This window comes from Ottowia sp. (assembly GCF_016703145.1).
Classification (GTDB): domain Bacteria; phylum Pseudomonadota; class Gammaproteobacteria; order Burkholderiales; family Burkholderiaceae_C; genus Ottowia.
Map to the genome: position 1 here is coordinate 501622 of NZ_JADJCO010000002.1, position 23175 is coordinate 524796.

The 23175-nt window shown below is 70.1% G+C and carries 20 protein-coding genes and 3 pseudogenes; 13 read left to right on the plus strand and 10 right to left on the minus strand.

Features of this window, described 5'->3' with window-relative positions; translation table 11 throughout:
* Positions 1-38: 38 nt before the first annotated feature.
* Both IPG65_RS02570 and IPG65_RS02575 read left to right on the plus strand, forming a co-directional pair.
* On the plus strand, positions 39-950 hold the full coding sequence (locus IPG65_RS02570) for a dienelactone hydrolase family protein (RefSeq protein ID WP_293187717.1): 912 nt from the start codon (positions 39-41) through the stop codon (positions 948-950).
* 160 nt (positions 951-1110) lie between these two features.
* Positions 1111-1964 (plus strand): annotated as a pseudogene (locus IPG65_RS02575) (ZIP family metal transporter).
* A gap of 92 nt (positions 1965-2056) precedes the next feature.
* Here IPG65_RS02575 and IPG65_RS02580 read toward each other — a convergent pair.
* The 3 genes from IPG65_RS02580 to IPG65_RS02590 all read right to left on the minus strand — a co-directional run bounded on the left by IPG65_RS02580 (position 2057) and on the right by IPG65_RS02590 (position 5023).
* Positions 2057-2914: a sulfurtransferase gene (locus tag IPG65_RS02580; protein WP_293187718.1), complete on the minus strand. Its 858-nt coding sequence runs from the start codon at positions 2912-2914 to the stop codon at positions 2057-2059.
* Between the two features lie 5 nt (positions 2915-2919).
* Entirely contained in the window at positions 2920-3807 is an 888-nt protein-coding gene (locus tag IPG65_RS02585; RefSeq protein WP_293187719.1) for a DMT family transporter, read from the minus strand.
* A gap of 79 nt (positions 3808-3886) precedes the next feature.
* Positions 3887-5023 carry an aromatic ring-hydroxylating dioxygenase subunit alpha gene (locus IPG65_RS02590; protein ID WP_293187720.1) on the minus strand — a complete coding sequence of 379 codons (1137 nt, stop codon included), beginning with the start codon at positions 5021-5023 and terminating at the stop codon, positions 3887-3889.
* A gap of 247 nt (positions 5024-5270) precedes the next feature.
* Here IPG65_RS02590 and xseB point away from each other — a divergent pair, with 247 nt between their 5' ends.
* From xseB to dctP, 4 genes are all read left to right on the plus strand, one after another.
* On the plus strand, positions 5271-5510 hold the full coding sequence (gene xseB, locus IPG65_RS02595; protein WP_293187721.1) for an exodeoxyribonuclease VII small subunit: 240 nt from the start codon (positions 5271-5273) through the stop codon (positions 5508-5510).
* On the plus strand, positions 5507-6403 hold the full coding sequence (locus IPG65_RS02600) for a polyprenyl synthetase family protein (protein WP_293187722.1): 897 nt from the start codon (positions 5507-5509) through the stop codon (positions 6401-6403). Before xseB ends, IPG65_RS02600 begins: the two co-directional genes overlap by 4 nt.
* Positions 6404-6578: 175 nt before the next feature.
* On the plus strand, positions 6579-8498 hold the full coding sequence (gene dxs, locus IPG65_RS02605; protein ID WP_293187723.1) for a 1-deoxy-D-xylulose-5-phosphate synthase: 1920 nt from the start codon (positions 6579-6581) through the stop codon (positions 8496-8498).
* Positions 8499-8585: 87 nt separating this feature from the next.
* Positions 8586-9668: a TRAP transporter substrate-binding protein gene (gene dctP / locus IPG65_RS02610; RefSeq protein ID WP_293187724.1), complete on the plus strand. Its 1083-nt coding sequence runs from the start codon at positions 8586-8588 to the stop codon at positions 9666-9668.
* A 174-nt stretch (positions 9669-9842) separates the two neighbouring features.
* Here dctP and IPG65_RS02615 read toward each other — a convergent pair whose 3' ends face one another.
* The 5 genes from IPG65_RS02615 to modA all read right to left on the minus strand — a co-directional run bounded on the left by IPG65_RS02615 (position 9843) and on the right by modA (position 15186).
* Positions 9843-11711, minus strand: a complete 1869-nt coding sequence (locus IPG65_RS02615) for a TRAP transporter large permease subunit (protein ID WP_293187725.1) — start codon at positions 11709-11711, stop codon at positions 9843-9845.
* Positions 11712-11733: 22 nt separating this feature from the next.
* Complete coding sequence (locus IPG65_RS02620) at positions 11734-12339, minus strand: TRAP transporter small permease subunit (RefSeq protein WP_293187726.1); 606 nt, start codon at positions 12337-12339, stop codon at positions 11734-11736.
* A 227-nt stretch (positions 12340-12566) separates the two neighbouring features.
* The gene (modC, locus tag IPG65_RS02625; RefSeq protein ID WP_293187727.1) at positions 12567-13691 is read right to left on the minus strand and encodes a molybdenum ABC transporter ATP-binding protein; all 1125 of its coding nucleotides are present in this window, start codon (positions 13689-13691) and stop codon (positions 12567-12569) included.
* A 42-nt stretch (positions 13692-13733) separates the two neighbouring features.
* Positions 13734-14408 (minus strand): molybdate ABC transporter permease subunit, encoded by a 675-nt coding sequence (gene modB, locus IPG65_RS02630; protein ID WP_293187728.1) that lies wholly within the window; start codon positions 14406-14408, stop codon positions 13734-13736.
* 19 nt (positions 14409-14427) lie between these two features.
* Positions 14428-15186: a molybdate ABC transporter substrate-binding protein gene (modA, locus tag IPG65_RS02635; protein ID WP_293187729.1), complete on the minus strand. Its 759-nt coding sequence runs from the start codon at positions 15184-15186 to the stop codon at positions 14428-14430.
* A 114-nt stretch (positions 15187-15300) separates the two neighbouring features.
* On the opposite strand from modA, the gene IPG65_RS02640 reads away from it, so the two are divergent.
* The 7 genes and pseudogenes from IPG65_RS02640 to IPG65_RS02670 form a co-directional block, all read left to right on the plus strand.
* On the plus strand, positions 15301-16053 hold the full coding sequence (locus IPG65_RS02640) for a TOBE domain-containing protein (protein ID WP_293187941.1): 753 nt from the start codon (positions 15301-15303) through the stop codon (positions 16051-16053).
* Positions 16054-16183: 130 nt separating this feature from the next.
* Positions 16184-17155, plus strand: coding sequence for a porin (locus IPG65_RS02645; RefSeq protein ID WP_293187730.1), 972 nt, complete (start codon positions 16184-16186; stop codon positions 17153-17155).
* 23 nt (positions 17156-17178) lie between these two features.
* On the plus strand, positions 17179-18138 hold the full coding sequence (locus IPG65_RS02650; protein WP_293187731.1) for a tripartite tricarboxylate transporter substrate binding protein: 960 nt from the start codon (positions 17179-17181) through the stop codon (positions 18136-18138).
* Between the two features lie 29 nt (positions 18139-18167).
* The gene (locus IPG65_RS02655) at positions 18168-19013 is read left to right on the plus strand and encodes a TauD/TfdA family dioxygenase (RefSeq protein ID WP_293187732.1); all 846 of its coding nucleotides are present in this window, start codon (positions 18168-18170) and stop codon (positions 19011-19013) included.
* A 100-nt stretch (positions 19014-19113) separates the two neighbouring features.
* Positions 19114-20172: a 3-keto-5-aminohexanoate cleavage protein gene (locus tag IPG65_RS02660; RefSeq protein WP_293187733.1), complete on the plus strand. Its 1059-nt coding sequence runs from the start codon at positions 19114-19116 to the stop codon at positions 20170-20172.
* Between the two features lie 36 nt (positions 20173-20208).
* Positions 20209-20316, plus strand: a pseudogene (locus IPG65_RS02665) (3-keto-5-aminohexanoate cleavage protein); the annotation flags it as partial.
* A 3-nt stretch (positions 20317-20319) separates the two neighbouring features.
* Positions 20320-20868 (plus strand): annotated as a pseudogene (locus IPG65_RS02670) (DsbA family protein); the annotation flags it as partial.
* Here the strand turns inward: IPG65_RS02670 and IPG65_RS02675 are convergent.
* Positions 20854-21996 (minus strand): AraC family transcriptional regulator, encoded by a 1143-nt coding sequence (locus IPG65_RS02675; protein ID WP_293187734.1) that lies wholly within the window; start codon positions 21994-21996, stop codon positions 20854-20856. The pseudogene IPG65_RS02670 and the gene IPG65_RS02675 overlap by 15 nt on opposite strands.
* A 25-nt stretch (positions 21997-22021) precedes the next feature.
* Complete coding sequence (locus IPG65_RS02680; RefSeq protein ID WP_293187735.1) at positions 22022-23149, minus strand: zinc-binding dehydrogenase; 1128 nt, start codon at positions 23147-23149, stop codon at positions 22022-22024.
* Positions 23150-23175 lie beyond the last annotated feature (26 nt).

The window sequence follows — 23175 nt, forward strand, 5'->3', positions numbered from 1 at the left end:
GACTGTGCCCTCGCCATCAGGACCGGAGGTTTCACGCCATGCTGAAGTTGGACCATGCCATCGACGCCCAGGCGCTGCTGGACGCGCCGGCCGCGCCGCGCGCGCCGTCGCGCCGCGCCGCGATCCGGCTGGGCCTGGGGGTGGGCTATGCCGCCGCCGCGCTGCCGGCGATGGCGCGGACGGCGATCAAGACCCCGGCCGAGGGGCTGACGACGGGCGAGGTGATGATCGACGTGGCGGGCTTCCAGATGCCGGCCTACCGCGCCCAGCCGGCCGGCGGGACCGGGCTGCCGGTGGTGCTGGTGCTGTCGGAGATCTTCGGCGTGCACGAGTACATCGCCGACACCGCGCGGCGCTTCGCCAGGGCCGGCTACCTGGCGATCGCGCCGGAGCTGTTCGTGCGCCAGGGCGACGCGCAGGGCTACGGCGAGATGGCCAGGCTGATGTCCGAGGTGATCGCCAAGGTGCCCGACGCGCAGGTGATGGGCGACCTGGACGCCGCCGTCGCCTGGGCCGGCGCCCACGGCGGCGACACCGGCAGGCTGGGCGTGACCGGCTTCTGCTGGGGCGGACGCCAGACTTGGCTGTATGCGGCGCACAACCCCCGCGTGAAGGCGGGCGTGGCGTGGTACGGGCGGCTGGTGGGGCAGGGCACGCCGCTCGAACCGCAGAACCCGGTGGACGTGGCGGCCCAGTTGAAGGGCCCGGTGCTGGGGCTGTACGGCGCGGCCGACACGGGCATTGCCCTTGACACGGTTGATACGATGAAGAAAGCGCTGGCCCGGGCGGGCGCGCGGGGCAACGTGGCGGCCCGGGCGTCGCGGTTCGTGGTCTACCCGGACGCGCCGCACGCCTTTCACGCCGACTACCGGCCCAGCTTCCGCCAGGAGGCGGCCGAGGACGGCTGGAAGCGGGCGCTGGCCTGGTTCCGCCAGCACGGCGCGGCTTGACCGCCGCGCTCGGCGCCGCGAGAGCCGCCGGGCCCAAGATGAAACGCCCCGGGGGCTTTGCATGAAGCGGCGGACGGGCCTTTTTCATGGCGCCGGCCCGGATGACGCCGTTTTTTAGTGTTTTATGCCGCTGGTCCGCATGGACAAAGCGCTTGCAGATATGAATTTAATAGCAATCCTGGCCGGCACCCTGATGGCCGGCGTCGGCAGCGTGTGGATCGCGGCGGCGCTGTCGTTGGGCGTGCTGGCGCGCCACACGCAGCACATGCTGAGCCTGGCCGCCGGCGCGCTGCTGGCCACCGCCTTCATGAGGCTGCTGCCCGAGGCCTTCGAGAGCGGGGTGGAGGTGCACGCGCTGTCCACCACCGTGCTGGCGGGGCTGGTGTTCTTCTTCCTGCTGGACAAGGCCGAGCTGTGGCACCACGGCCACGAGCACCACCCCACGCTGCCGACGCTGGACGAGGCCATGGCCGAGCCCGGCGCCGCGCGGGGCCACGGGTACCACCATGTCCATGGCCATGCGCACGCCATGGCCGTGATCACGGTCACGGTCCGCGCGGCGGCTGGGCCGTGCTGGCGGGCGACGGCGTGCACTGCTTCGGCGACGGGGTGCTGATCGCCTCGGCCTTCCTGGCCGATCTGCACCTGGGCGTGGCGGCGGCGCTGGCGGTGCTGGTGCACGAGGTGCCGCACCACATGGGCGACCTGGCCGTGCTGCGCTCGGGCAGCCGGGGCAGCCGGCGCGCGGCGCTGCTCAAGGTGTCGCTGGCTGGCGCGGTGACGGCGCTGGGCGGGTTGGCCGGCTACGTGCTGGTCGGGCAGTTGTCGGGCCTGCTGCCCTACCTGCTGGTGCTGGCGGCCAGCAGCTTCATCTACGTGGCGCTGGCCGACCTGATCCCGCAGCTGCAGAAGCGCCTGAACGCGCGCGAGACGGCGGCGCAGATCGTCTGGCTGGGCATCGGCATGGGGCTGGTGGTGCTGGTGGGCGAGTTGGGGCTGGGCCACGCGCATTGACGCCGGCGCTGGCGGATTTCAAGCCATATGGGACTCAAGCCCGCATGGGTATTGCGCTGACAGCTCCTGAAAAAGGAGCGTCCGGCGCGGCCTCAGCCTTGCGCCGTCGGCAGCCCCGGCGTGCGGCTCCATTCGCTGTAGCTGCCGGCGTACAGCGGCGCGGGCGCGTGGCCGGCCAGTTCCATCGCGATCAGGTTGGGCACGGCGCTGACGCCGCTGCCGCAGTGGTGCACCACGGTGGCCGGGTCGCGCCCGGCCAGCAGGCGGTCGAACTCGGCCTGGAGCTGGCTCGCCGGCTTGAAGCGGCCGTCGGCGCCGAAGTTGTCGGTGAAGGGGCGGTTCAGCGCGCCGGGGATGTGGCCGGCGATGGGGTCCAGCGGCTCCACCTCGCCGCGGTAGCGCGGCGCGCCGCGGGCGTCGATCAGGGTCTGCGCGGGCTGCTCCAGGCGCGCGGCGACGTCCTGGGTGGCGACCCAGCGGCGCAGTTCGAGCCCGAGCTGGAAGCCGGAGGGCGGGCGCGCCGGGGCCGGGCCGGAGCCGAGCGCGCCGCCGGCCGCCTCCCAGGCGGCCAGGCCGCCGTCGAGCACGGCCACGGCGTCGTGGCCGGCCCACTTCAGCATCCACCACAGGCGCCCGCAGTAGTTGGCGCCGTTGCGGTCGTAGACCACGGCTTGCATGGTGTTTTCGAAGCCCAGCCGGCGCAGGGTCTGCGCGAACAGCTCTCTTTTTGGTAGCGGATGGCGGCCGCCGTTGACCGCGTCGGCGGCCGAATGGGCGCTCAGGTCGCGGTCGAGGTGGGCTTGCACGCTGCCGGCGATGTGCTTGCTGGCGAACATCGCGTCGGCCTGGGCGGGGTTGGCCAGGTCGAAGCTGCAGTCGAACACCATCAGCGGCGCGCCGCTGGCCTGCAGGGCCTGCAGCTGGTGGGCGGAAATCAGGTGCGTGTACATCGGTGTCAATGCTCCTCGGCGGGGGGGTTGGGCAGCGCCCGGGCGCGCAGGAAGGTGGCGGTGATGCCGCTGGCGATGATGGTGGCCATGCCGAGCCAGCCGATCAGCGGGATCCGGTCACCGAACAGGAACAGCCCGAACAGCGCCGCGAACACGATGCCCGAGTATTGCAGGTTGGCCACCACCATGGTGGCGCCGCGGGTGTAGGCGCGCGTCATGCACAACTGGCCCAGCGCGGCCAGCACGCCCACGGGCAGCAGCCACAGCGCATGCACGGTGTCGAGCGGGTGCATCTCGAAGAACAGCATGCCGACGCCGCCGGCCAGCGTGGCGCCGAGCGAGAAGTAGAACACCGTGCGCGCCACCGGCTCGCCCACGCGGCCGAGGGCGGCGACCTGCATGTAGGCCAGCGCGTACATCAGCCCCGACAGCAGGCCGATCAGGCCGGCGAAGAGCTGGTTCTGGTCCAGCGTGGGCCGCAGCATCATCACCACGCCGGCGAAACCCGCCATCACGGCCAGGATCAGCGGCCCCTGGCGGCGCACGTCGGCCAGGCGGCCCATGACCAGCGTGCCGCCGATGACGAAGGCGGCGACCCACACGCCGCTCATGTAGTTGAGCGTCATGGCGGTGGCCAGCGGCAGGTGCGCGATGGCGTAGAACCACGCCACCAGCGCCGACACGCCCACCAGGTTGCGCCACGCGTGCATCATGGGCACGTCCGTGCGCAGGCTGACGCCGCGCGAGCGCGACAGCAGGCTCATGACGAGCAGGCCGATGGCGCCGCGGTAGCAGACGATCTCCAGCGGCCCGAAGTGGAGCGAGGCGTATTTGATGCACACGCTCATGCCCGCGAAGAACAGCGAGGCGGCGATCATCCAGGCGGCTTGCATGAGCGGCGTCTGTCCAGATAGGGAAAGCGGCCTGGGCGCTGATGGTCCGTGCGCAGGCCGCCATGGGTTGAGGGGGCACTCAGGTGGTGAGGGTCCAGCCCATCGCGCGCCGGTACCACTCGTGGAAGTGCTGCATGCCGTCTTCCATCGGGCTCTGGTAGGGGCCGACCTCGTTGTCGCCGCGCTTCATCAGGGCCTGGCGGCCGGCGTCCATGCGCTCGGCGATTTCGTCGTCCTCGATGCAGGTCTCCATGTAGGCGGCGCGCTGGGCTTCGACGAATTCGCGCTCGAAGCAGGCGATCTCCTCGGGGTAGTAGAACTCCACCATGTTCAGCGTCTTCGTCGGGCTGACGGGGTGCAGCGTCGAGACGGTGAGCACGTGCGGGTACCACTCCACCATGATGTGCGGGTAGTGGGTGAGCCAGATGGCGCCGTGCGCGGGCGGCCGGCCGCCCCGGTACTTCAGCAGCTCGGCGTGCCAGCGCTCGTACACCGGGCTGCCGGGCTTGCCCAGCTTGCCGGCCACGCCCACGGTCTGCACCGAGTATTCACGCCCGAACTGCCAGCGCAGGTCGTCGCAGGTGACGAAGTTGCCCAGGCCGGGGTGGAAGGGGCCGACGTGGTAGTCCTCCAGGTAGACCTCGATGAAGGTCTTCCAGTTGTAGTGGCATTCGTGCAGCTCGACGTGGTCGAGCGCGTAGCCGTCGAAGGACAGCTCGGCCGCCACGCCCATGCCCGCCAGGTCGGCGGCGATGTCGCGGCCGTTGTCCTCGAACAGCAGGCCGTTCCATTCGCGCAGGCGGTAGTTGTTCAGGTTCAGGCAGGGGTCGTGCTTGAAGTGCGGCGCGCCGATCAGGTCGCCGCGCGGCGAATAGGTCCAGCGGTGCAGCGGGCACACGATGTTGCCCCCGGCATGGCCCGGCGCCGCGGCCTGCAGCGAGCCACGGCCCTTCAGCATCACGGCCTGGCGGTGGCGGCACACGTTGGACAGCAGTTCGACGCCGCCCTGCGCGTTGCGCACCAGCGCGCGGCCCCCGGCCTCGTGCGGCAGGGCGAAATAGTCGCCCGGGTTCGGCACGGCGAGCGCATGCCCGACGTAGCGCGGGCCGGACTCGAAGATGAGCCTCATCTCGCGCTCGAACAGCGCCGGGTCGAAGTAGGAATGGACGGGAAGTTGACTTGCCGCCTGCTGGAATTGAAGACTTAAATCAGACATGGTGTTCCGACCTAGAGACTCCCCCTATGAAGGGGCAGGTAAGAGCCTGTGAACAGGCCCTCAGCGCTTTGGCATCTGAGGATATTTGGCGCGCGAACCCCAGGCTTTGGCCCAAGGGAGCCGGCGATTCTAGCCGAGCAGGCCTGCCGGGGCGGGCTCGGCGGGCGTTGACCCGTGGGCGTGCCGGGCGCGGTGCCGGCCCTCGCCGGGGGGGAGCGACCTAAAATGCACGGCTTTGCGCCACTTTATGTCCAGGAAATCCCACGCCAGCCCCGCGCCGCCCGCCAGCTATGGCGATGCCGTGCAGCAGCTCGAGCAACTCGTCGCCGGGCTCGAATCCGGCCAGTTGCCGCTGGAGGAGCTGCTGGGCCAGTACCAGCGCGGCGCCGAACTGCTGCGCTACTGCCGCGACCGCCTGCAGGCCGTCGAGGACCAGGTGAAGGTGCTGGACGATGGCGGCGCGGCCAGACCCTGGGCGGCCGAATGACGTCGCTGGATTTCCCCGGCTGGTCCGATGCCCAATTGGCGCGGGTCGAGCAGGCGCTGCACCGCTGGGTGCCGGCCGACGCGCCCGCCGGGCTGGGCGAGGCCATGCGCTACGCCGTGCTGGACGGCGGCAAGCGGGCGCGCCCGCTGCTGGTGCTGGCGGCCTGCGAGGCCGTGCGGGGCAACGACCAGGCGGCGCTGCGCGCGGCCTGCGCGGTGGAGCTGATCCACGCCTATTCGCTGGTGCACGACGACATGCCCTGCATGGACAACGACGTGCTGCGGCGCGGCAAGCCCACCGTGCACGTGCGCTTCGGCGAGGCCCAGGCACTGCTGGCGGGCGATGCGCTGCAGGCGCTGGCGTTCGAGCTGCTCACGCCGGGCGACGGCAGCGTGCCCGAGGCGATGCAGGCCGCGCTGTGCCGCCTGCTGGCGCGCGCCGCCGGCAGCGGCGGCATGGCCGGCGGGCAGGCGATCGACCTGGCGAGCGTGGGCAAGCCCCTGAGCGAGCCCCAACTGCGCGGCATGCACCGGCTCAAGACCGGCGCGCTGCTGCAGGGCAGCGTGCGCATGGGGGCGGCCTGCGCGCCGCAAGGCGTGGGCGAGGCGGCGCTCGCCGCGCTGGACGATTACGGCGCGGCGGTCGGGCTGGCGTTCCAGGTGGTCGACGACATCCTGGACGTCACCGCCGATTCCGCCGCGCTGGGCAAGACCGCCGGCAAGGACGCCGCCGCCGACAAACCCACCTACGTCTCGCTGCTGGGCCTCGATGCGTCGCGGGCGCTGGCGCGCGAGCTGCTGGCGCAGGCGCACCGCGCGCTCGACGCCAGCGGCCTGCCCGACGCTGGGCGCCTGCGCGCGCTGGCCGACTTGGTGGTCCAACGCAACAGATGAAACACCCCCCAGGCTCCACACGCTTCGCGTTGTTCCTCCTCCCCCCTCGAGGGGGCACCGCCAGCGACCCGGCGGAGCCGGGCCGCGGCGGTCGCTGGCATGGCTCGCTCCGCAGCCATTGGAATCCTTGCGGTTGCGGCGCGGCGGGTGGCCGGTGGCTCACTGGACAACTGACATGACCACGAATCTTCTCGACACCATCCACGACCCCGCGGGGCTGCGGCACCTGACGCGCCCGCAGCTCAAGGCATTGGCGGACGAGTTGCGCGAATGCGTGCTGCAGAACGTGGCCCGCACCGGCGGACACCTCAGCTCCAACCTGGGCACGGTGGAGCTGACCATCGCGCTGCACCACGTTTTCAACACGCCCTACGACCGGCTGGTGTGGGACGTGGGCCACCAGACCTACCCGCACAAGATCCTGACCGGCCGGCGCGAGCGCATGCCGACGCTGCGCCAACTGGGGGGCATGTCCGGCTTCCCGCGCCGCGATGAGAGCGAGTACGACACCTTCGGCACCGCGCATTCGTCCACCAGCATCTCGGCCGCGCTGGGCATGGCGCTGGCGGCGCGCCAGAAGGGCGAGGACCGCAAGTCGGTCGCCGTCATCGGCGACGGCGCCATGACCGCCGGCATGGCCTTCGAGGCGCTGAACAACGCCGGCGTGGAGCGCGACGCGCGCCTGCTGGTGGTGCTCAACGACAACGACATGTCGATCAGCCCGCCCGTGGGCGCGCTCAACCGCTACCTGGCGCAACTGATGAGCGGCCACTTCTACGCCGCCGCCAAGAACGTCGGCAAGACCGTGCTGGGGCCGGTGCCGCCGCTGTTCCAACTGGCCAAGCGGCTGGAGCAGCAGGCCAAGGGCATGGTCGTGCCGGCCACGCTGTTCGAGAAGTTCGGCTTCAACTACATCGGCCCGATCGACGGGCACGATTTGGATTCGCTCATTCCCACGCTGGAGAACATCCGCGACCTGATGGCCGACCGCGCCGGCCCGCAGTTCCTGCATGTGGTGACGAAGAAGGGCCAGGGCTACAAGCTGGCCGAGGCCGACCCGGTGGCCTACCACGGCCCCGGCAAGTTCGACCCCGCCGTCGGCCTGGTCAAGCCGGCCGTTGCCCCGAAGCAGACCTTCACCCAGGTGTTCGGCCAGTGGCTGTGCGACATGGCCGCCCAGGACGCGCGCCTGGTGGGCATCACCCCCGCCATGCGCGAGGGCTCGGGCATGGTGGAGTTCCATCGGCGCTTCCCGGACCGCTACTACGACGTCGGCATCGCCGAGCAGCATGCCGTCACCTTCGCCGCCGGGCTGGCCTGCGAGGGGCTCAAGCCGGTGGTGGCGATCTACTCCACCTTCCTGCAGCGCGCCTACGACCAGTTGATCCACGACGTGGCGATCCAGAACCTGCCGGTGGTGTTCGCGCTCGACCGCGCCGGCCTGGTGGGCGCCGACGGCGCGACCCACGCCGGCAACTACGACATCGCCTACCTGCGCTGCGTGCCCAACGTCAGCCTGGCCTGCCCGGCCGACGAGCGCGAATGCCGCCAACTGCTGACCACCGCGTACGAGCAGGACCATCCGGTGGCCGTGCGCTACCCGCGCGGCGCGGGGGTGGGCGTGGCGCCGCTGGCCGACCTGGCGGGCCTGCCCTTCGGCCAGGGCGAGATCCGCCGGCGGGGCGAGCGCATCGCCATCCTGGCCTTCGGCACGTTGCTCCATCCGGCGCTGCAGGCGGCCGAGCGGCTGAACGCCACCGTGGCCAACATGCGCTGGGTCAAGCCGCTGGACACTGGCCTGCTGGCGCAGGTGGCCGCCAGCCATGACGTGCTGGTGACCGTGGAAGAGGGTGCCGTCATGGGCGGCGCCGGCAGCGCCGTGGCCGAGGCGCTGGCGGCGGCCGGCATCGCCAGGCCGCTGCTGCACCTGGGCCTGCCCGACCGCTTCATCGAGCACGGCGATCCAGCACGGCTGCTGGCGCTGGAAGGCCTGGACGCCAGCGGCATCGAGGCCTCGGTGCGGCAGCGCTTCGCCGACCTGCTGGCGCTGGTGCCGGCGGCGCCCAGTCTCCAGACGGTGGGCGGCGGCAGGTGATTCCCTAGTGGCCGGTCGGGCTGACCGCCCGCTACACTCGACCGGCTTCGTATTTCAACCTGTTGTCTGTTCAAGGAGTCACAACACATGGACCGTCGTTCCCTGATCAAGCGTACCGGCATCGCGGGCGTGCTGGCTGCCGGCGTGGCACCGGCGGTGCATGCCCAGGCGGCGGTGCGCTGGCGCATGGCGTCGAGCTTTCCGAAGTCGCTCGACACGATCTTCGGCAGCGCCGAGAGGTTCTCGCAGACCGTCAAGGCGCTGTCGGGTGGCAAGTTCGAGGTGTCGGTGCACCCCGGCGGCGAGCTGATGCCCGCCTTCGGCGTGGTCGACGCGCTGGAGAAGGACACCATCGAGATGGCCCAGACGGCGGCCTACTACTTCACCGGCAAGGATCCCGTTTTCGCCTTCAGCTGCGCGGTGCCGTTTGGCCTCACCACGCTGCAGATGGCCTCCTGGAAGGACCACGGCAACGGCCGCAAGCTGCTGGACGCCTTCTTCGCCAAGTACAACTTCAGCACGTTGAGCGCCGGCAACACCACCACCCAGATGGGTGGCTGGTACCGCAAGCAGATCAAGTCGCCCGCGGACCTGAAGGGCCTGAAGATGCGCCTGGGCGGCGGCGTCTTCGGCGAGGCCATGGCCAAGCTGGGCGTGGTGGCGCAGAACATGCCCGCCGGCGACGTGTACCAGTCGCTGGAGAAGGGCACGCTGGACGCGGCCGAGTTCGTCGGCCCTTACGACGACGAAAAGCTGGGCTTCAACAAGGTCGCGCCCTACTACTACTACCCTGGCTGGTGGGAGGGCAGCGCCGACCTGGAGTTCTTCATCAACAACAAGGCCCTCGCGAAGCTCTCGCCCGAGAACCAGGCCATCGTGAAGGCGGCCGCGGCGGTGGCGGCGGCCGACATGACGTCCAAGTACCAGGCGCTCAACCCGCTCGCGCTCAAGCGCCTCGTGGCCAGCGGCACCAAGCTGACGCTGTTCCCGAAATCGGTCATGGACGCCGGCTTCAAGGCCTCGATGGACGTGTTCGCCGAGCACGAGGCCAAGTCGCCCGACTTCAAGAAGATCCACCAGGACATGCGCGCCTTCCAGCGCAACCAGATCCTGTGGAACCGCTACTCGGAGTTCCCGTTCAACCAGTACATCAACTCGGTGAAGATTTGACGGGCGCGCGGCAAGAAAGCCCGCGCACCGCGCGGGCTTTCTTGCGTTCACGCTACCGAAGACGCCGCAATTCACATCATTGAGTGACGAGTATTGCCTCTAGCCCGCGTGGATATTGCGTGGATAGCTATCAATGGATGAGCTATCGGCGCGTCAGCCCCGGCGCCTCGGGGCCTATTTGGCGTCGTCCTGCTTGAGCGCCTCGCTCAGGGCCTTGGCGGGGTCGTCGCTGCCCCAGCCGCCCGCTTCCGGTTCGGACGCCGGGGCGCCCTCGGCCGGGGCGCCGCCCTCGTCGCCGGGCTGGGCTTGTTCGCCGCCCCAGGCGCTGTCGCTGCCCCAGCCTTGCTCCGATGCGCCGGCGGCGGGCGCGTCGGTGCCGCCATAGCCCTCGGTGTTGCCCAGGCTCTCGCGCATCTGGGCGCCAACGTCTTCCATGTTGAATTCGATCTTCTTGTCCAGGCTGCCGGTCACCAGGCCCGGGAAGGCGATCAGGACGCCGACCATCGTGAGCTGCAGGATCAGGAACGGGATGGCGCCCTTGTAGATCTGCATCGTCGTCACCGGCTCCATGACCTTGCCGGTCACGCGGTCGACGTAGGGCTTCTCGGGCGCGACCGAGCGCAGGAAGAACAGCGCGAAGCCGAACGGCGGGTGCAGGAAGGAGGTCTGCATGTTGACCGCCAGCAGCACGCCGAACCAGATCAGGTCGATCCCCAGCTTGTCGGCCACCGGCGCCAGCAGCGGCACCACGATGAAGGACAGCTCGAAATAGTCCAGGAAGAACGCCAGGAAGAAGATCATGAAGTTCACCAGCACCAGAAAGCCCACCTGGCCGCCGGGCAGGTCCGACAGCAGGTGCTCGACCCACTTCGGGCCGTCGGCGGCCTGGAACACCATGCTGAACACGGTGGCGCCGATCAGGATGAACATCACGAACGAGGACAGCCTGGTGGTCGAGGCCAGCGCCTGCTTGAGCAGCGACCAGCTCATGCGCCGGCGCAGGGCGGCCATGGCGAGCGCGCCCACCGCGCCCATGGCGCCGCCCTCGGTGGGCGTGGCAACGCCCAGGAAGATGGTGCCCAGCACCAGGAAGATCAGCAGCAGCGGCGGTATCAGCACGAAGGTCACGCGCTCGGCCAGCCTGGACAGCAGGCCCAGCTTCGCGACGTGGTTGACGGCGGCGATGAGCCACGCCACGAACACGCCGCCGCACATGGCGACGACGACCTTCTCGTCGGTGGGCACCGACTCGACCAGGTGGCCTTCCCACCAGGTGTGCGCGTCCGCCATGTGGCGCGCCAGGAAGATGGACACCAGGGCCGAAACCACCATGAGCACGGTGAGCGACGCATAGCCGCTGCCGCCGTCGGGTTGGCGGTAGGTGCGGGCCTCGGGCGGCAGCGCCGGCACCAGCTTCGGCCGGAAGATGGCCAGCAGCACCACCCACAGCACGTACAGGCCGACCAGCATGAAGGCCGGGACGAAGGCGCCCTTGTACATGTCGCCGACGCTGCGGCCGAGCTGGTCGGCCATGATGATCAGCACCAGCGAGGGCGGGATGATCTGCGCCAGCGTGCCGGAGGCCGCGATCACGCCGCTGGTCAGGCGCCGGTCGTAGCCGTAGCGCAGCATGATGGGCAGCGAGATCAGGCCCATCGAGATCACCGACGCCGCCACCACGCCGGTGGTGGCCGCCAGCAGCGCGCCGACGAAGATCACCGCCAGCGCCAGGCCGCCGCGCAGCGGGCCGAACACCTGGCCCACGGTGTCGAGCAGGTCCTCGGCCATGCCGCTGCGCTCCAGGATCAGCCCCATCAGGGTGAAGAAGGGCACCGCCAGCAGCGTGTCGTTGGCCATGATGCCGATCAGCCGCTGCGGCAGCCAGGCCATGATGGAGGAGGGGAAGATGTCCAGCTCGATGCCCAGCAGGCCGAAGAAGATGCCGCAGGCACCCAGGCTGAAGGCGACCGGGAAGCCGACGATCAGAAAGCAGATCAGCCCCACGAACATGATGGGGGCGTAGTTGGCGGTGATGAATTCCATGGTGTCCAGGCCTTCGGTTCGGTCAGCGGGCCTGCGGGGCGGGGGTGCTGGCGGCTTCCCGGCGAAGCGCCTCGGCCAGCTCTTCCTCGGCGGTCTTGTCGGTCAGGCGGCCCATCGGGTCCGGCCCCTGGCCTGCCAGGTACGCGATGCGCTTGATCAGCTCCGACCAGCCCTGCAGCATCAGCAGCACGAACCCGAGCGGCAGCGCCAGCCACACCGGCCAGCGGATCAGGCCGCCAGGGTTGCCCGACATCTCGCCCGACTGGAATTTCTCGATCACCATGGGCACGCCCATGTACAGCACCATGATGCACAGCGGGGTCAGAAAGAACGCGAAGCCGATGATGTCGATCCAGACCTGCGTCTTCTTGGACAGGCGGCTGTTGAGCACGTCGATGCGCACGTGCTCGCGGTGCAGCAGGGTGTAGCCGGCGGCCACCAGGAACGACCAGGCGAACAGGTACCACTGCACTTCGAGGAAGCCGTTGGAGCTGTAGTTGAAGATCTTGCGCACGACGGCGTTCAATGCGCTGATGACGGTGGCGGCGAAGATCAGCCAGATGACGAACTTGCCGACCGTGGCGTTGAGCCAGTCGATGGCCCGTGACAGTTTGAGCAGCGCTTGCATCGGGATCTCCGTGGTGGTCCTGTCCGGCGCGCGGGTAGCGCGGTTGGCGCCGTCCCCGCGGGGGACGGTTCGCGATTGTAAATAGGCGCTTCCGCGCGGCGCGAGGGGGGTATCCCGAACGACCTGAGCGCTTGGTGGAATGTCGGTTTGGCCGTTCCCTGCCGACGGGCTGCCGCGAGGAAAAAACGTCGCTCCAGGGGCAGCGAACTTCGCGCGGCTGGGGGCGATCAGTCCAGCACCGCCACGCCCTTGACCTGCGCGAACACGCGCCGACCGGGGGCCAGCGCCAGCGCGCGGGCGGACTTGCGCGTCACGCGCGCCAGCAGCGCGGCACCGCCGGCGTCCAGCGCCACCAGCACCTGCGCCGGGCCGTCGTCGGCCAGCGACCGCACGGTGGCCGGCAGCACGTTGAGGATGCTGGTGTCCGCCGCGGGGCTGAGCGCCAGGCTCACGTCGCGCGCCTGCACGCGCAGCCGCAGCGGCTGGCCGGGCGCGCGCACGGGCGTGCCGGGCGCCTGCACGCACTGCAGCACGCCGCCGGCGAAGCGCACGTGCATCAGGTGGTCGGCGGCGTCGAGGGCGGCGACGGTGCCTTCGATCAGCGTGCCGGCCGCGTCGCCGTGGGCCAGGGCCACGTCCAGCCGCGCCAGCAGGCCGGCGGTGGGGCCGAGGGCATGCAGGCGGCCGGCCTCCAGCAGCAGCAGGTGGTCGGCCAGGCGCGCCACTTCGTCGAGCGAGTGCGTGACGTAGAGCATGGGGATGCCCAGCTCGCGCGACAGGCGCTCGAAGTAGGGCAGCAGCTCGGCCTTGCGCGCGGCGTCGAGCGAGGCCAGCGGCTCGTCCAGCAGCAGCAGGCGCGGGCTGGTGGCCAGCGCCCGGGCGATGGCCACGCGCTGGCGCTCGCCGCCGGACAGGTTCGCCGGCCGGCGAGCCAGCAGGGGGCCGATGCCCAGCAGCTCGACGGCCTGGGCCAGCGCCACGCGGCGTTCGGCGGCGGGCACGCGCTTGAGGCCGAAGTCCAGGTTGCCCTGCACCGTCAGGTGATCGAACAGGCTGGCTTCCTGGAACACCAGCCCCAGCGGGCGCCGGTGCGTGGGGCGCCACACGCCCGCGCCGTCGTCGTGCCACGTGTCGCCGTTGACCACGACGCGGCCGGGCGCGGGCCGCGTCAGCCCGGCCACGCAGCGCAGCAGCGTGGTCTTGCCGCAACCCGAGGGGCCGAAGACGGCGCTGACGCCCCGGCCGGGCAGGCACAGGTCGACGTCGAGCGTGAAGGCCGTGCCGTGCCGCACGCGGGCACGCACGGCGATGCCATCGCCGGTTTTTGAATCAAATTGGCACGTAGTCGGCATGGGTGTTGAGCCAGTAGCTATTGATTAGATAGCGTCCGTCACTCATGGCGACCGCTGGCGCGCCTGCGTCAGGTGCAGCGCCAGCAACACGGTAAAGCTGAACAGCAGCATGCCGCCGGCCAGCCAGTGGGCCTGCGCGTACTCCAGCGCCTCGACGTGGTCGTAGATCTGCACCGACAGCACCCGCGTGGCGCCGGGGATGTTGCCGCCGATCATCAGCACCACGCCGAACTCGCCCAGCGTGTGCGCGAAGCCCATCACCGCGCCCGTCAGGTAGCCCGGCCGCGCCAGCGGCAGCGCCACGTGCCAGAAGGCGTCCAGCGGCCCGGCGCGCAGCGTGGCGGCGGCCTCCAGCGGGCGCTGGCCCAGGCTCTCGAAGGCGTTGATGAGCGGCTGCACGACGAAGGGCAGCGAATAGATGATCGAGCCGATCAGCAGCCCCCAGAAGGTGAAGGCCAGCGTGCCCCAGCCGAGCGCCTGCGTGAGCTGGCCCAGCGGCCCGTTGGCGCCCAGCGCGACCAGCAGGTAGAAGCCCAGCACCGAGGGCGGCAGCACCAGCGGCAACGACACCAGCGCCCGCGCCGGCGAGCGCCAGCGCGAGCGCCCGCGCGCGACCCACCAAGCCAGCGGCGTGCCCAGCACCAGCAGGATCAGCGTGGTCAGGACCGACAGTTCGATCGTCAGGCGGATGGCGGCCAAGCTGTTGGCGTCGAGCATGGAGAACGTGATCGGGCGCCTATTTCACGGCGTAGCCGTAGCTGCGGATGAGGTCCTTGGTGCCGGGGGTGCGCAGCAAATCCATCCAGGCCTTGGCGGCGGGGTTGTGGGCCGAGCGCTTGAGCTGCACGGCATCCTGCACGATCGCCTCGTGGTACCGGGCCGGCACGGTCCAGGCCGAGCCGCCCTTGAGCTTGCCGCCCTCGAGCACCTGCGACAGCGCGACGAAGCCCAGTTCGGCGTTGCCGGTGGCGATGAAGTTGTAGGTCTGGCCGATGCTCTCGCCCGTCACCAGCTTGGGCTGCAGCGCGGCCGTCAGGCCCAGCTTTTCCATCGTCTGAACGGCGGCGGCGCCATAGGGGGCCAGCTTGGGGTTGGCGATGGCGAGCTTGTTGAAGCCGCCGCCCTTGAGCACGGCGCCCTGGTCGTCGACGAAGCCGGCCTTGGCCGACCACAGCACCAGTTGGCCGGTGGCGTAGGTGAAGCGCGTGCCGGGCACGGTGTCGCCCTCCTGCTCCAGCTTGAGGGGCCGCTCGTCGTCGGCCGCCAGGAACACGTCGAAGGGCGCGCCGTTCTTGATCTGGGTGTAGAAGGCGCCGGTGGCGCCGAACGACAGCCTGGCCTCGTGGCCGGTGGTCTTGGCCAGCACCTCGGCCAGCGCCTTGGCCGGCGCGGTGAAGTTGGCCGCGACGGCCACCTGCACGACTTCGGCCCGGGCGGCGCCCGCCAGGGCCAGGGCGGCGCTCAGAACGAGCAGGCGGTGAAGCAGGGCGGGCATGGTCGGGCTCCTTGAATGTCGTGGAGGAATGAAGCGCTATTCTAAAAAAGAATAACGAGTGTAGCGTCATTGCGCGAACGGGTCGGCCAGCCGCGCACAATCGCGGGCATGAGGATGAAGCCCGTGTCCGCCCGATCGCTTGGCTACGCGCCGGCCGACAAGCGCATCGAGCTGCTGCGGCTGGTGGGCGAGCGCGGCTCCATCTCGCAGGCCGCGCGCGCGGCGGGCGTGAGCTACAAGGCCGCCTGGCAGGCCATCCACACCCTCACCAACCTGGCGGGCGAGCCGCTCGTCGATGCCAGCGTGGGCGGCGCGGGCGGCGGCGGCGCGCGGCTGACGCCGGCGGGCGAGCGCCTGCTGGAAGCCGCCGGCCAGATGGCCGCGGCGCGCCAGGGCGTGCTGGCGCGCTTCAACGACGCGCCCGCCAGCGTCGTCGCCGGACCGCGCACCAGCATGCGCAACCACTTGTCCTGCGTGGTCCAGGGCTTGCACAGCGAAGGCCGGCACGATCCCGTGATGGTGCACCTGGCCTTGCCGGACGGGACGGCGTTTTGCTCGGCCATCACGCGCGAGAGCGCCGAACTGCTGGGGCTCGAAGCCGGCATGCCCGTGCTGGCGTTGTGCAAGGCCACGGCGGTGGAGGTCTCGGGCCACGCTTCGGCGCAGCCCGCCCAGGGCGGCGCGCGCAACCACCTGCCGGGCCGGGTGGCGCGGGTGTCGCGCGGCGCCCAGCGCGACGAGGTGCTGGTCACGGTGGCGCCCGGCTGCCAGTTGGTGGGTTTTGCCGCCAAGCCCAACCGCCTGCGCGGCGGCAGCCGTGTCGTGCTGGCGGTGGAGGCGTCGGCGGTGGTGCTGGCGCTGGCTTGAGAAGCCGAAGCCGAGTCCCCAAAGAGCAAACCGATGACCCGATAGAGCAAGTCGGCATCGTGTCCGATCCGGATACTTGCCGGGGTGGAGGAATCGCCTCCACCTCAACAACGAATCAGGAGACGACCCGATGAAACTGCCAGTGCGCGCCGCCGCGGCGCCGATCCGATGTGTCCTCATGAGCGCCACGCTGGGGCTGTCCGGCGCCGCCATGGCCCAGTCCTCCGTCACGATCTTCGGGGCGGCCGACGCGGGTATTGGCAAGATCGAGTACGGTGACAACCCCGGTGCCAAGAAGACCCAGATGATCGCGGGCAGCCTGATGAACCACGCCACCAGCCACGTCGGCCTGCGTGGCGTGGAGGATCTGGGCGGCGGCCTCAAGGTGGGCTTCAACTTCGAGACCAACCTCAGCCTGGAAAACGGCAACAACCTGACCACCGGCTCCGGCGGCGGGTTCTGGGGCCGCAGCGCGCGGCTGTACGTGGAAGGCGGCTGGGGCCAACTGGAAATGGGCCGCACCTACGTGCCCTCGTTCCTGTCGATGATCAGCTGGCAACTGACCGCGGCGGCCAACTATTCGGTGGTGGGCTCGACCTACAACTGGGGTGGCGCCGGGGTGCGCACCAACAGCATGATCGGCTACAGGACGCCTCGCTTCGGCGACTTCAGCGCCCATCTGGGCTATGTGCTGAAGCACGACAACGGCGGCGCTTCCCGCTGGGATGCCACGCTGAAGTACGCGGCCGGCCCGATCGTGGCCACGCTGGGCGTCAACAAGGTCCAGAACGCCAAGGCCGGCTATTCGCTGGGCGGCCGCTACAGCTTCGGCGGCTTTGCCGTGGCGGCCTCGTACAACCAGGCGACCCGCGTGAATGCGCGCCGCCGTGGCTTCTCGCTGGGCGGCCAGGCCACGATGGGCGCCGCCACGCTCACGCTGGACGTGACCCGCGACACCAAGAACGAGTGGGCCGCCAAGAAGTACACCAACGCGCTGCTGGAAGGGCGCTACGCGCTGTCCAAGCGCACCTTCATCTATGCCGCCATGCTGCGGCTGGACGGCACGAACAACTACGGCCTCGGCGTTCGCCACAACTTCTGACCCCGTTCCTGGGAGACAACATGATGAGATGGACCACACGCGCCGCCACGGCGGCACTGGGCCTGGCCCTGGCCAGCACCGCCTGGGCCTGGCCCGACAAGCCCATCAAGCTGATCGTTCCCGCCCCCGCCGGCGGCACCGCGGACATCATCGCGCGCGTCGTCGGGCAGCAACTGTCCGCCGACGTCGGGCAGCCGGTGATCGTGGACAACAAGCCGGGCGCCGGCGCTTCCATCGGCCTGCAGGCGATGCTGCAGGCGCCGCCCGATGGCTACACGCTGGCGATGGCGCCCAGCAACGTGCTGTCGGAGATTCCGCATGTCATCAAGATGCCGTTCGATCCGCTCAAGGACATCCTGCCGGTGGCGTCGCTGGCCCGTTCCGGCGTGGTGCTGGTCACGGCGCCAGGCTATCCCGCGCGTGATTTCCAGAGCCTGCTGGCGCACTTGAAGACACGCAAGGGCCAGGGCAGCTACGCCAGCTACAGCCCGGGCACGGTCTCGCACTACGCCGGCCTGATCCTGAGCGACAAGGCCGGGCTGGACCTGCAGCACGTGGGCTATGCCGGCTCGCCACCCGCGCTGCAGGCCGTGCTGGGCGGGCAGGTGGACTTCATGTTCGACGGCATGCTGACCTCCGTGCCGCTCATCAAGACCGGCAAGCTGCGCGCCTACGCGTTCTCCGGCAAGGAGCGTTCCCGGCATCTGCCCAACGTTCCCACCACGGCCGAGATGGGTTATCCAGACCTCCAGTTCATGGGCTGGGTGGGCCTGATGGGGTCGGCCAAGCTGCCTGCCGACGTGCTGGCCCGCATCCACGCCGTCGTCCAGAAGGCGGCGCGGGCGCCCGCCGTGCAGCAGAAGCTTTCCGACCTGGGCATGGAGCCCGAGGTGAACGTCGATACCCCGGCGCTCCAGCGGGAAACCCGCGAAACGTGGGAGCGCAACGCCGGCATCGTCAAGAAATACGACATCAAGAACTGACCGACCGCCCGGCTTGCAGGAGACGCAACATGAAGATCAGGCAGATCACCCCCGCCATCGGCGCCGAGATTTCCGGCATCCACCTGGGCGAAGCGGCGCGAGACGCGGCCCTGTTCGCCCAGGTCAAGGCCGCGCTGCTGCAGCACCGCGTGCTGTTCTTCCGCGGCCAGGACATCACCCGCGCCGAGCACGTGGCCTTCGCGCGCTGCTTCGGCACGCTGGAGGACCACCCCGTGGTCAGCGCCGACCCCGACCACCCGGGCCTGGGGCGCATCTACCGCAGCGACAACCCGCACAGCTACGAGAACACCTACCACTGCGACGGCCTGTGGCGCCCCAACCCGCCCATGGGCGCGGTGCTGCGCTGCATCGAGTGCCCCGAGGTCGGCGGCGACACCATTTGGGTCAACATGGTGAAGGCCTACGACGAGCTGCCCGAGTCCATCAAGGCGGAGATCGCCAACCTGCGCGCCAAGGCCAGCATCGAACACAGCTTCGGCGCGGTGATGACGCCCGAGGCGCGCGCCAAGCTGGCGCAGGAACACCCGGCGGCGGAACACCCGGTGGTGCGTACCCACCCGGAGACCGGCGAAAAGGTGCTGTTCGTGGGCGCGGGCTTCACCACCCACTTCGTGAACTGGAGCACGCCCGAGCACGTGCGCCACGGCATCGACAAGTCGCCCGGCGCATCGCTGCTGCTGAACTACCTGGCCAGCCGCGCCAGCATCCCCGAATACCAGGTGCGCTGGTCGTGGCAGCCGGGCGACATCGTGGTGTGGGACAACCGCAGCACGCAGCACTACGCGTGCAACGACTACTTCCCCGCGCCGCGCAAGATGGAACGCGCCGGCATCGTGGGCGATGTTCCGTACTGAACAGAATACGTCAAAAATATAGCTGCCGGCGCAATATGCATACGGGCTAGAGGCTGATTTCACTTAAAAATCATAAACCCTTCATCACCGGAGCGCATCGATGAATTTTCTTGACGGGCACCTTTTCCCGGAAAACCAGCAACCCCTGATCATCACGGCCGCGCCCTACGCCCCCGGCTGGCTGCCGTCCGACTTCCCGGAGGAGATCCCGGTCACCATGGAAGCGCAGATCCAGAAGGCGGTGGACTGCTACAACGCCGGCGCCACCGTGCTGCACCTGCACGTGCGCGAACTCGACGGCAAGGGCAGCAAGCGGCTGTCCAAGTTCAACGAGCTGATCGCCGGCGTGCGCAAGGCCGTGCCCGAGATGATCATCCAGGTCGGCGGCTCCATTAGCTTCGCGCCCGAGGGCGAAGGCGCCGCCGCCAAGTGGCTGAGCGACGACACGCGCCACATGCTGGCCGAACTGGAGCCCGTGCCCGACCAGGTGACGGTCACCGTGAACACCTCGCAGATGAACGTGACCGATCAGGCCGAGGACGCCGATTTCATCGGCACCTCGCGCGGCAACGAAGGCCTCTTCAACACCTACAAGGACATGATCGTGCCGGCCAACCCGCTGTGGGTGGAAGAGCACGTGCGCCGCCTCACCAAGGCCGGCATCCAGAGCGCCTTCCAGTGCTACAACCTCAACAGCTTCGAGTCGGTCGAGCGGCTGATGCGCCGGGGCTTCTACATGGGGCCGCTGGTGATGAACTGGGTGGCCATCGCCGGCGGCATGGATACGCCCAGCCTGTACAGCCTGGCCAACTTCGTGCGCGCCGTGCCCGATGGCGCCGTGCTCACCGTGGAAAGCAACGTGCGCAACGTGCTGCCCGTCAACATGTGGGGCATCGCGGCCGGCCTGCACGTGCGCTGCGGCACCGAGGATTGCCTGTGGAACCAGCAGCGCACCCAGAAGGCCAGCACCGTGTCGCAGATCGAGCAGCTCGTTCGCATCTCCGAGGAATTCGGCCGGCCCATCGCCACCGCGAAGCAGGCACGCGACATCTGCCGCATCGGCGTGTTCTACGACACCGTGGAGGAAAGCCTGGCGGCCAACGGCTTCGCGCCCAACCGCAACGGCGGCAACCAGGGGTTCCTGCGCAAGACGCAATAGGCCAGCGTCGTGGCAGCACCTCAACACAACGTCATCGTGGAGCGCATCGTCTCGGTGCTGAAGTCATTGAATCTGGAGGTGGCCACGCCCGACGAAGCGCGCGCCATGCCGCAACTCAAGGGCCGCCAGGCCGTCGCGTTCTGAACCATGGCGCCAGCGACGACGCTCTCGGTGGACGTGTGGTTCGACTTCGTCTGCCCATGGTGCTGGATCGGCAAGCACCATCTGGCCCAGGCCGTGGAACGCCTGCGCCAGACCGACCCCGGCGTGCGCGTGCAGACCACCTGGCATTCCGTGCAGCTGATTCCACAGACGCCCCCGCAAGGCTGGCCGTTCGATGCGTTCTACGAGCAGCGCCTGGGCAGCCGCGAGGCGGTGCTGGCGCGGCGGGCGCAGGTGCAGGAGGCCGCCCGGCGCGCGGGCGCTCCCATCGACTATGCGCGCCTGAGCGTTTTTCCCAGCACGGCCGCCGCGCACCGCTTGCTGGCCGCGGGTGCGGCGCAGCTTGTGCCCGCGGCCCTGGAGGCCCTGCTCATGCGGCTGTTCGAGGGGTATTTCGTGCACGGCGAGAACCTGGGCGACACCGCCCTGCTGGCGGCCATCGCGGCCGAACACGGGGTGCTGCAGGCCGACGCCCATCAGCCCGCCGCGCCAGCGCCTGCCGACCAGCTGGTCGCAGCTTCAGGCGTACCCTTTTTCTTGTTCAACGGTACCCGCGCGCTGGCGGGCGCCCAGCCCGCCGACGTGCTGTGGGCGGCCATGCGCAGCGCCCTCTGCCAGGGCGGCCCGCTGCCGGCGCCAGCCTGAGACGCTGGTGCCGAAGGTGGCTCGGAACCAGTGGCTGAAACTGCTGGGCCCCGAAAACCCCAGCAGCCCGGCCACTTCACCCAGCGGCAGGTCGCTTTCCCGCAGGTGGCGCAGCACCAGTTCGGCGCGGGTCTCGTGGAGGAGTTCCGAGAACGTGTGTCCTTCGGCACCGAGGTGGCGATGCAGCGTGCGGCGGTCCACGCCCAGGTGCCGCGCGACCTGCTGGGCGGTGCAGCGGCCGCCCGGCAGCAGGGCGGTGATCAGTTCCCCGCAGGCCGCCCGCGTGCCTTCGTGGTGGCGGTGCAGGGCGTCTTCCAGGTAATCGCGCGCGAAGCGGGCGGCGCCGGGGTCGTCCGGCGTGCGCGGCAGCTGCAGGTCGGGCAGCGTGCAGACCAGCCCGTTGAAGCACTGGTTGAACAGCGGCTGGCAGCCGAAGAAGGCGCGGTGCGCCGACGTGTTGCCCGGCGCGCGGTGGGTGAAGCACACCTGCAGCGGTTGCCATCGCGGGCCGATCAGCTCGCGCAGGATGCGGAACATCACGCCCACCGCCAGCTCGATCGGCTGGCGGGTGGCCACGCCGGCCATGGGCAGCAGGTCCTGGCGGACGACCACGTTGGCGCCCGCGTCCTCGACGCGGGTGACCAGCGCGGGGCTGAGCAGCTTCAGGTAGCGGCACAGCGTGTTCAGGGCCTGCCGCGGGGTGGGCTCCTCCTTGAGCACCAGGCTGATCGGTCCCAGGTTCGAGAAGGTGCGGCACGCCGCCAGACGCAGGGCGAAGTCCTCCGCGCCGGTGGCGCGCGCCGTGGTCTCCAGCAGCTCGCGCACGGCGCGAATGGGGATGGGTGTCTCCGGGTTGTCGAGCAGCCTCGCCGACAGTCCCGCGCCGCGCAGGAAGGCGTGGGGGTCGTGCCCGAGCGCGCGGACGAGATCGACGTAGCCAGCCAGGCTGGCGCTGCGGATCAGCCGGCCCGCGCCGCCGGGCGCGTGGCGGCCGGGCTGCGAAGATTGCCGATCCATGAGGCTTGGCCCGTGTCCGCGCCCGTCAGCGAGCCGCGAGCCGCAGCAAAGTCTTGCGGCCCGTGGACATCCGCGCGTACTCGCCAATGGCCTCCGGCGTCAGCGCCTGCGCCAGCGTGATCTCGCGCGCATAGCGGCTGGCGAAGGTGGTGGTGAGTTCGTCCGCCACGCGCTGCTTGAGCTGGGCCAGACGCTCCGGGGCGAGCTGTTTCAGGAAGGGAAAGAGCAGCCAGCCGCCCACGTTCCAGGCCATGCCCAGCCCGGGCGGCAGCTCGATCGGGCCGCGTTCGAGGTAGCCGTAGATGTAGACCTGCTTGTGGACCTGGCTGCCGTAGCGGTCGTAGGCCTGGCCGGGGCGGCGCAGCAAGGCGGCCTCCATCGCCGCCAGCAACCGGCCGGCCATGCGGCCGCCGCCCGTGGCGTCGAAGGCCATGCGCGCGCCGGTGGCGGCGATGGCGTCGGTCAGCCGCGCCGTGAAGTCCGGCTGGCTGCTGTCCACCACGTGCCGGGCGCCCAGGCCGCGCAGCAGCTCGGCCTGCTCAGGCTTGCGCACGATGTTGACCAGGCCGATACCGTCCTTCTGGCAGATGCGCAGCAGCATCTGGCCCAGGTTGGACGCGCCCACGCTGTGCACCAGGGCCTGGTGGCCCGCGGCGCGCACCGTCTCCACCATGCCGAGCGCGGTCATGGGGTTGACGAAGCACGAGGCGCCCTCGGCCGCGCTGGCGCCGTCGGGCAGCGCCAGACATTGCTGCGCGGGCACCACGCAGTACTCGGCGAACATGGCGCCGCCGAGCGCCGCCACCTTGCGGCCCAGCAGCGCCTGCGCGGCGGGCGAGGCACCGGCGGCCACCACGGTGCCGGCGCCCTCGTTGCCCACCGGCATCGACCGGCCGACGCGCGCGGCGCCCGCGGCCATCGCGGCATCGGGTACCGGCGCCGTGACCACGGGGCGATCGGCCGTGCCCGACCCCTTCGCCTGCCGCATGTCGGCGCCGCCAAAGAGCAGGCCCAGGTCCGACGGGTTCATGGGCGCGGCTTCCACCCGCACCAGCACCTCGTCCGGCGCGGCCACCCGCGGAGGGGGCACGTCGGCCAGCGAGAGTTCCAGCAGGGCGTCCTCGCGGACCAGCGAGCGAAGTTGCAGCGGCACGGCGGAGTCTCCTTAAGAAAAGAGCG

Excerpts from the sequence above, each read along its gene's own strand:
- IPG65_RS02615 (WP_293187725.1), bottom strand. The coding sequence starts at position 11,711 with ATGGAATTCATCACCGCCAACTACGCCCCCATCATGTTCGTGGGGCTG.
- dctP (WP_293187724.1), top strand. The coding sequence starts at position 8,586 with ATGGACCGTCGTTCCCTGATCAAGCGTACCGGCATCGCGGGCGTGCTG.
- IPG65_RS02655 (WP_293187732.1), top strand. The coding sequence starts at position 18,168 with ATGAAGATCAGGCAGATCACCCCCGCCATCGGCGCCGAGATTTCCGGC.
- modA (WP_293187729.1), bottom strand. The coding sequence starts at position 15,186 with ATGCCCGCCCTGCTTCACCGCCTGCTCGTTCTGAGCGCCGCCCTGGCC.
- IPG65_RS02675 (WP_293187734.1), bottom strand. The coding sequence starts at position 21,996 with ATGGATCGGCAATCTTCGCAGCCCGGCCGCCACGCGCCCGGCGGCGCG.
- IPG65_RS02585 (WP_293187719.1), bottom strand. The coding sequence starts at position 3,807 with ATGCAAGCCGCCTGGATGATCGCCGCCTCGCTGTTCTTCGCGGGCATG.
- IPG65_RS02640 (WP_293187941.1), top strand. The coding sequence starts at position 15,301 with ATGAAGCCCGTGTCCGCCCGATCGCTTGGCTACGCGCCGGCCGACAAG.
- IPG65_RS02650 (WP_293187731.1), top strand. The coding sequence starts at position 17,179 with ATGAGATGGACCACACGCGCCGCCACGGCGGCACTGGGCCTGGCCCTG.
- modB (WP_293187728.1), bottom strand. The coding sequence starts at position 14,408 with ATGCTCGACGCCAACAGCTTGGCCGCCATCCGCCTGACGATCGAACTG.
- dxs (WP_293187723.1), top strand. The coding sequence starts at position 6,579 with ATGACCACGAATCTTCTCGACACCATCCACGACCCCGCGGGGCTGCGG.
- IPG65_RS02645 (WP_293187730.1), top strand. The coding sequence starts at position 16,184 with ATGAAACTGCCAGTGCGCGCCGCCGCGGCGCCGATCCGATGTGTCCTC.
- IPG65_RS02570 (WP_293187717.1), top strand. The coding sequence starts at position 39 with ATGCTGAAGTTGGACCATGCCATCGACGCCCAGGCGCTGCTGGACGCG.
- IPG65_RS02620 (WP_293187726.1), bottom strand. The coding sequence starts at position 12,339 with ATGCAAGCGCTGCTCAAACTGTCACGGGCCATCGACTGGCTCAACGCC.
- modC (WP_293187727.1), bottom strand. The coding sequence starts at position 13,691 with ATGCCGACTACGTGCCAATTTGATTCAAAAACCGGCGATGGCATCGCC.
- xseB (WP_293187721.1), top strand. The coding sequence starts at position 5,271 with ATGTCCAGGAAATCCCACGCCAGCCCCGCGCCGCCCGCCAGCTATGGC.
- IPG65_RS02590 (WP_293187720.1), bottom strand. The coding sequence starts at position 5,023 with ATGTCTGATTTAAGTCTTCAATTCCAGCAGGCGGCAAGTCAACTTCCC.
- IPG65_RS02580 (WP_293187718.1), bottom strand. The coding sequence starts at position 2,914 with ATGTACACGCACCTGATTTCCGCCCACCAGCTGCAGGCCCTGCAGGCC.
- IPG65_RS02600 (WP_293187722.1), top strand. The coding sequence starts at position 5,507 with ATGACGTCGCTGGATTTCCCCGGCTGGTCCGATGCCCAATTGGCGCGG.
- IPG65_RS02660 (WP_293187733.1), top strand. The coding sequence starts at position 19,114 with ATGAATTTTCTTGACGGGCACCTTTTCCCGGAAAACCAGCAACCCCTG.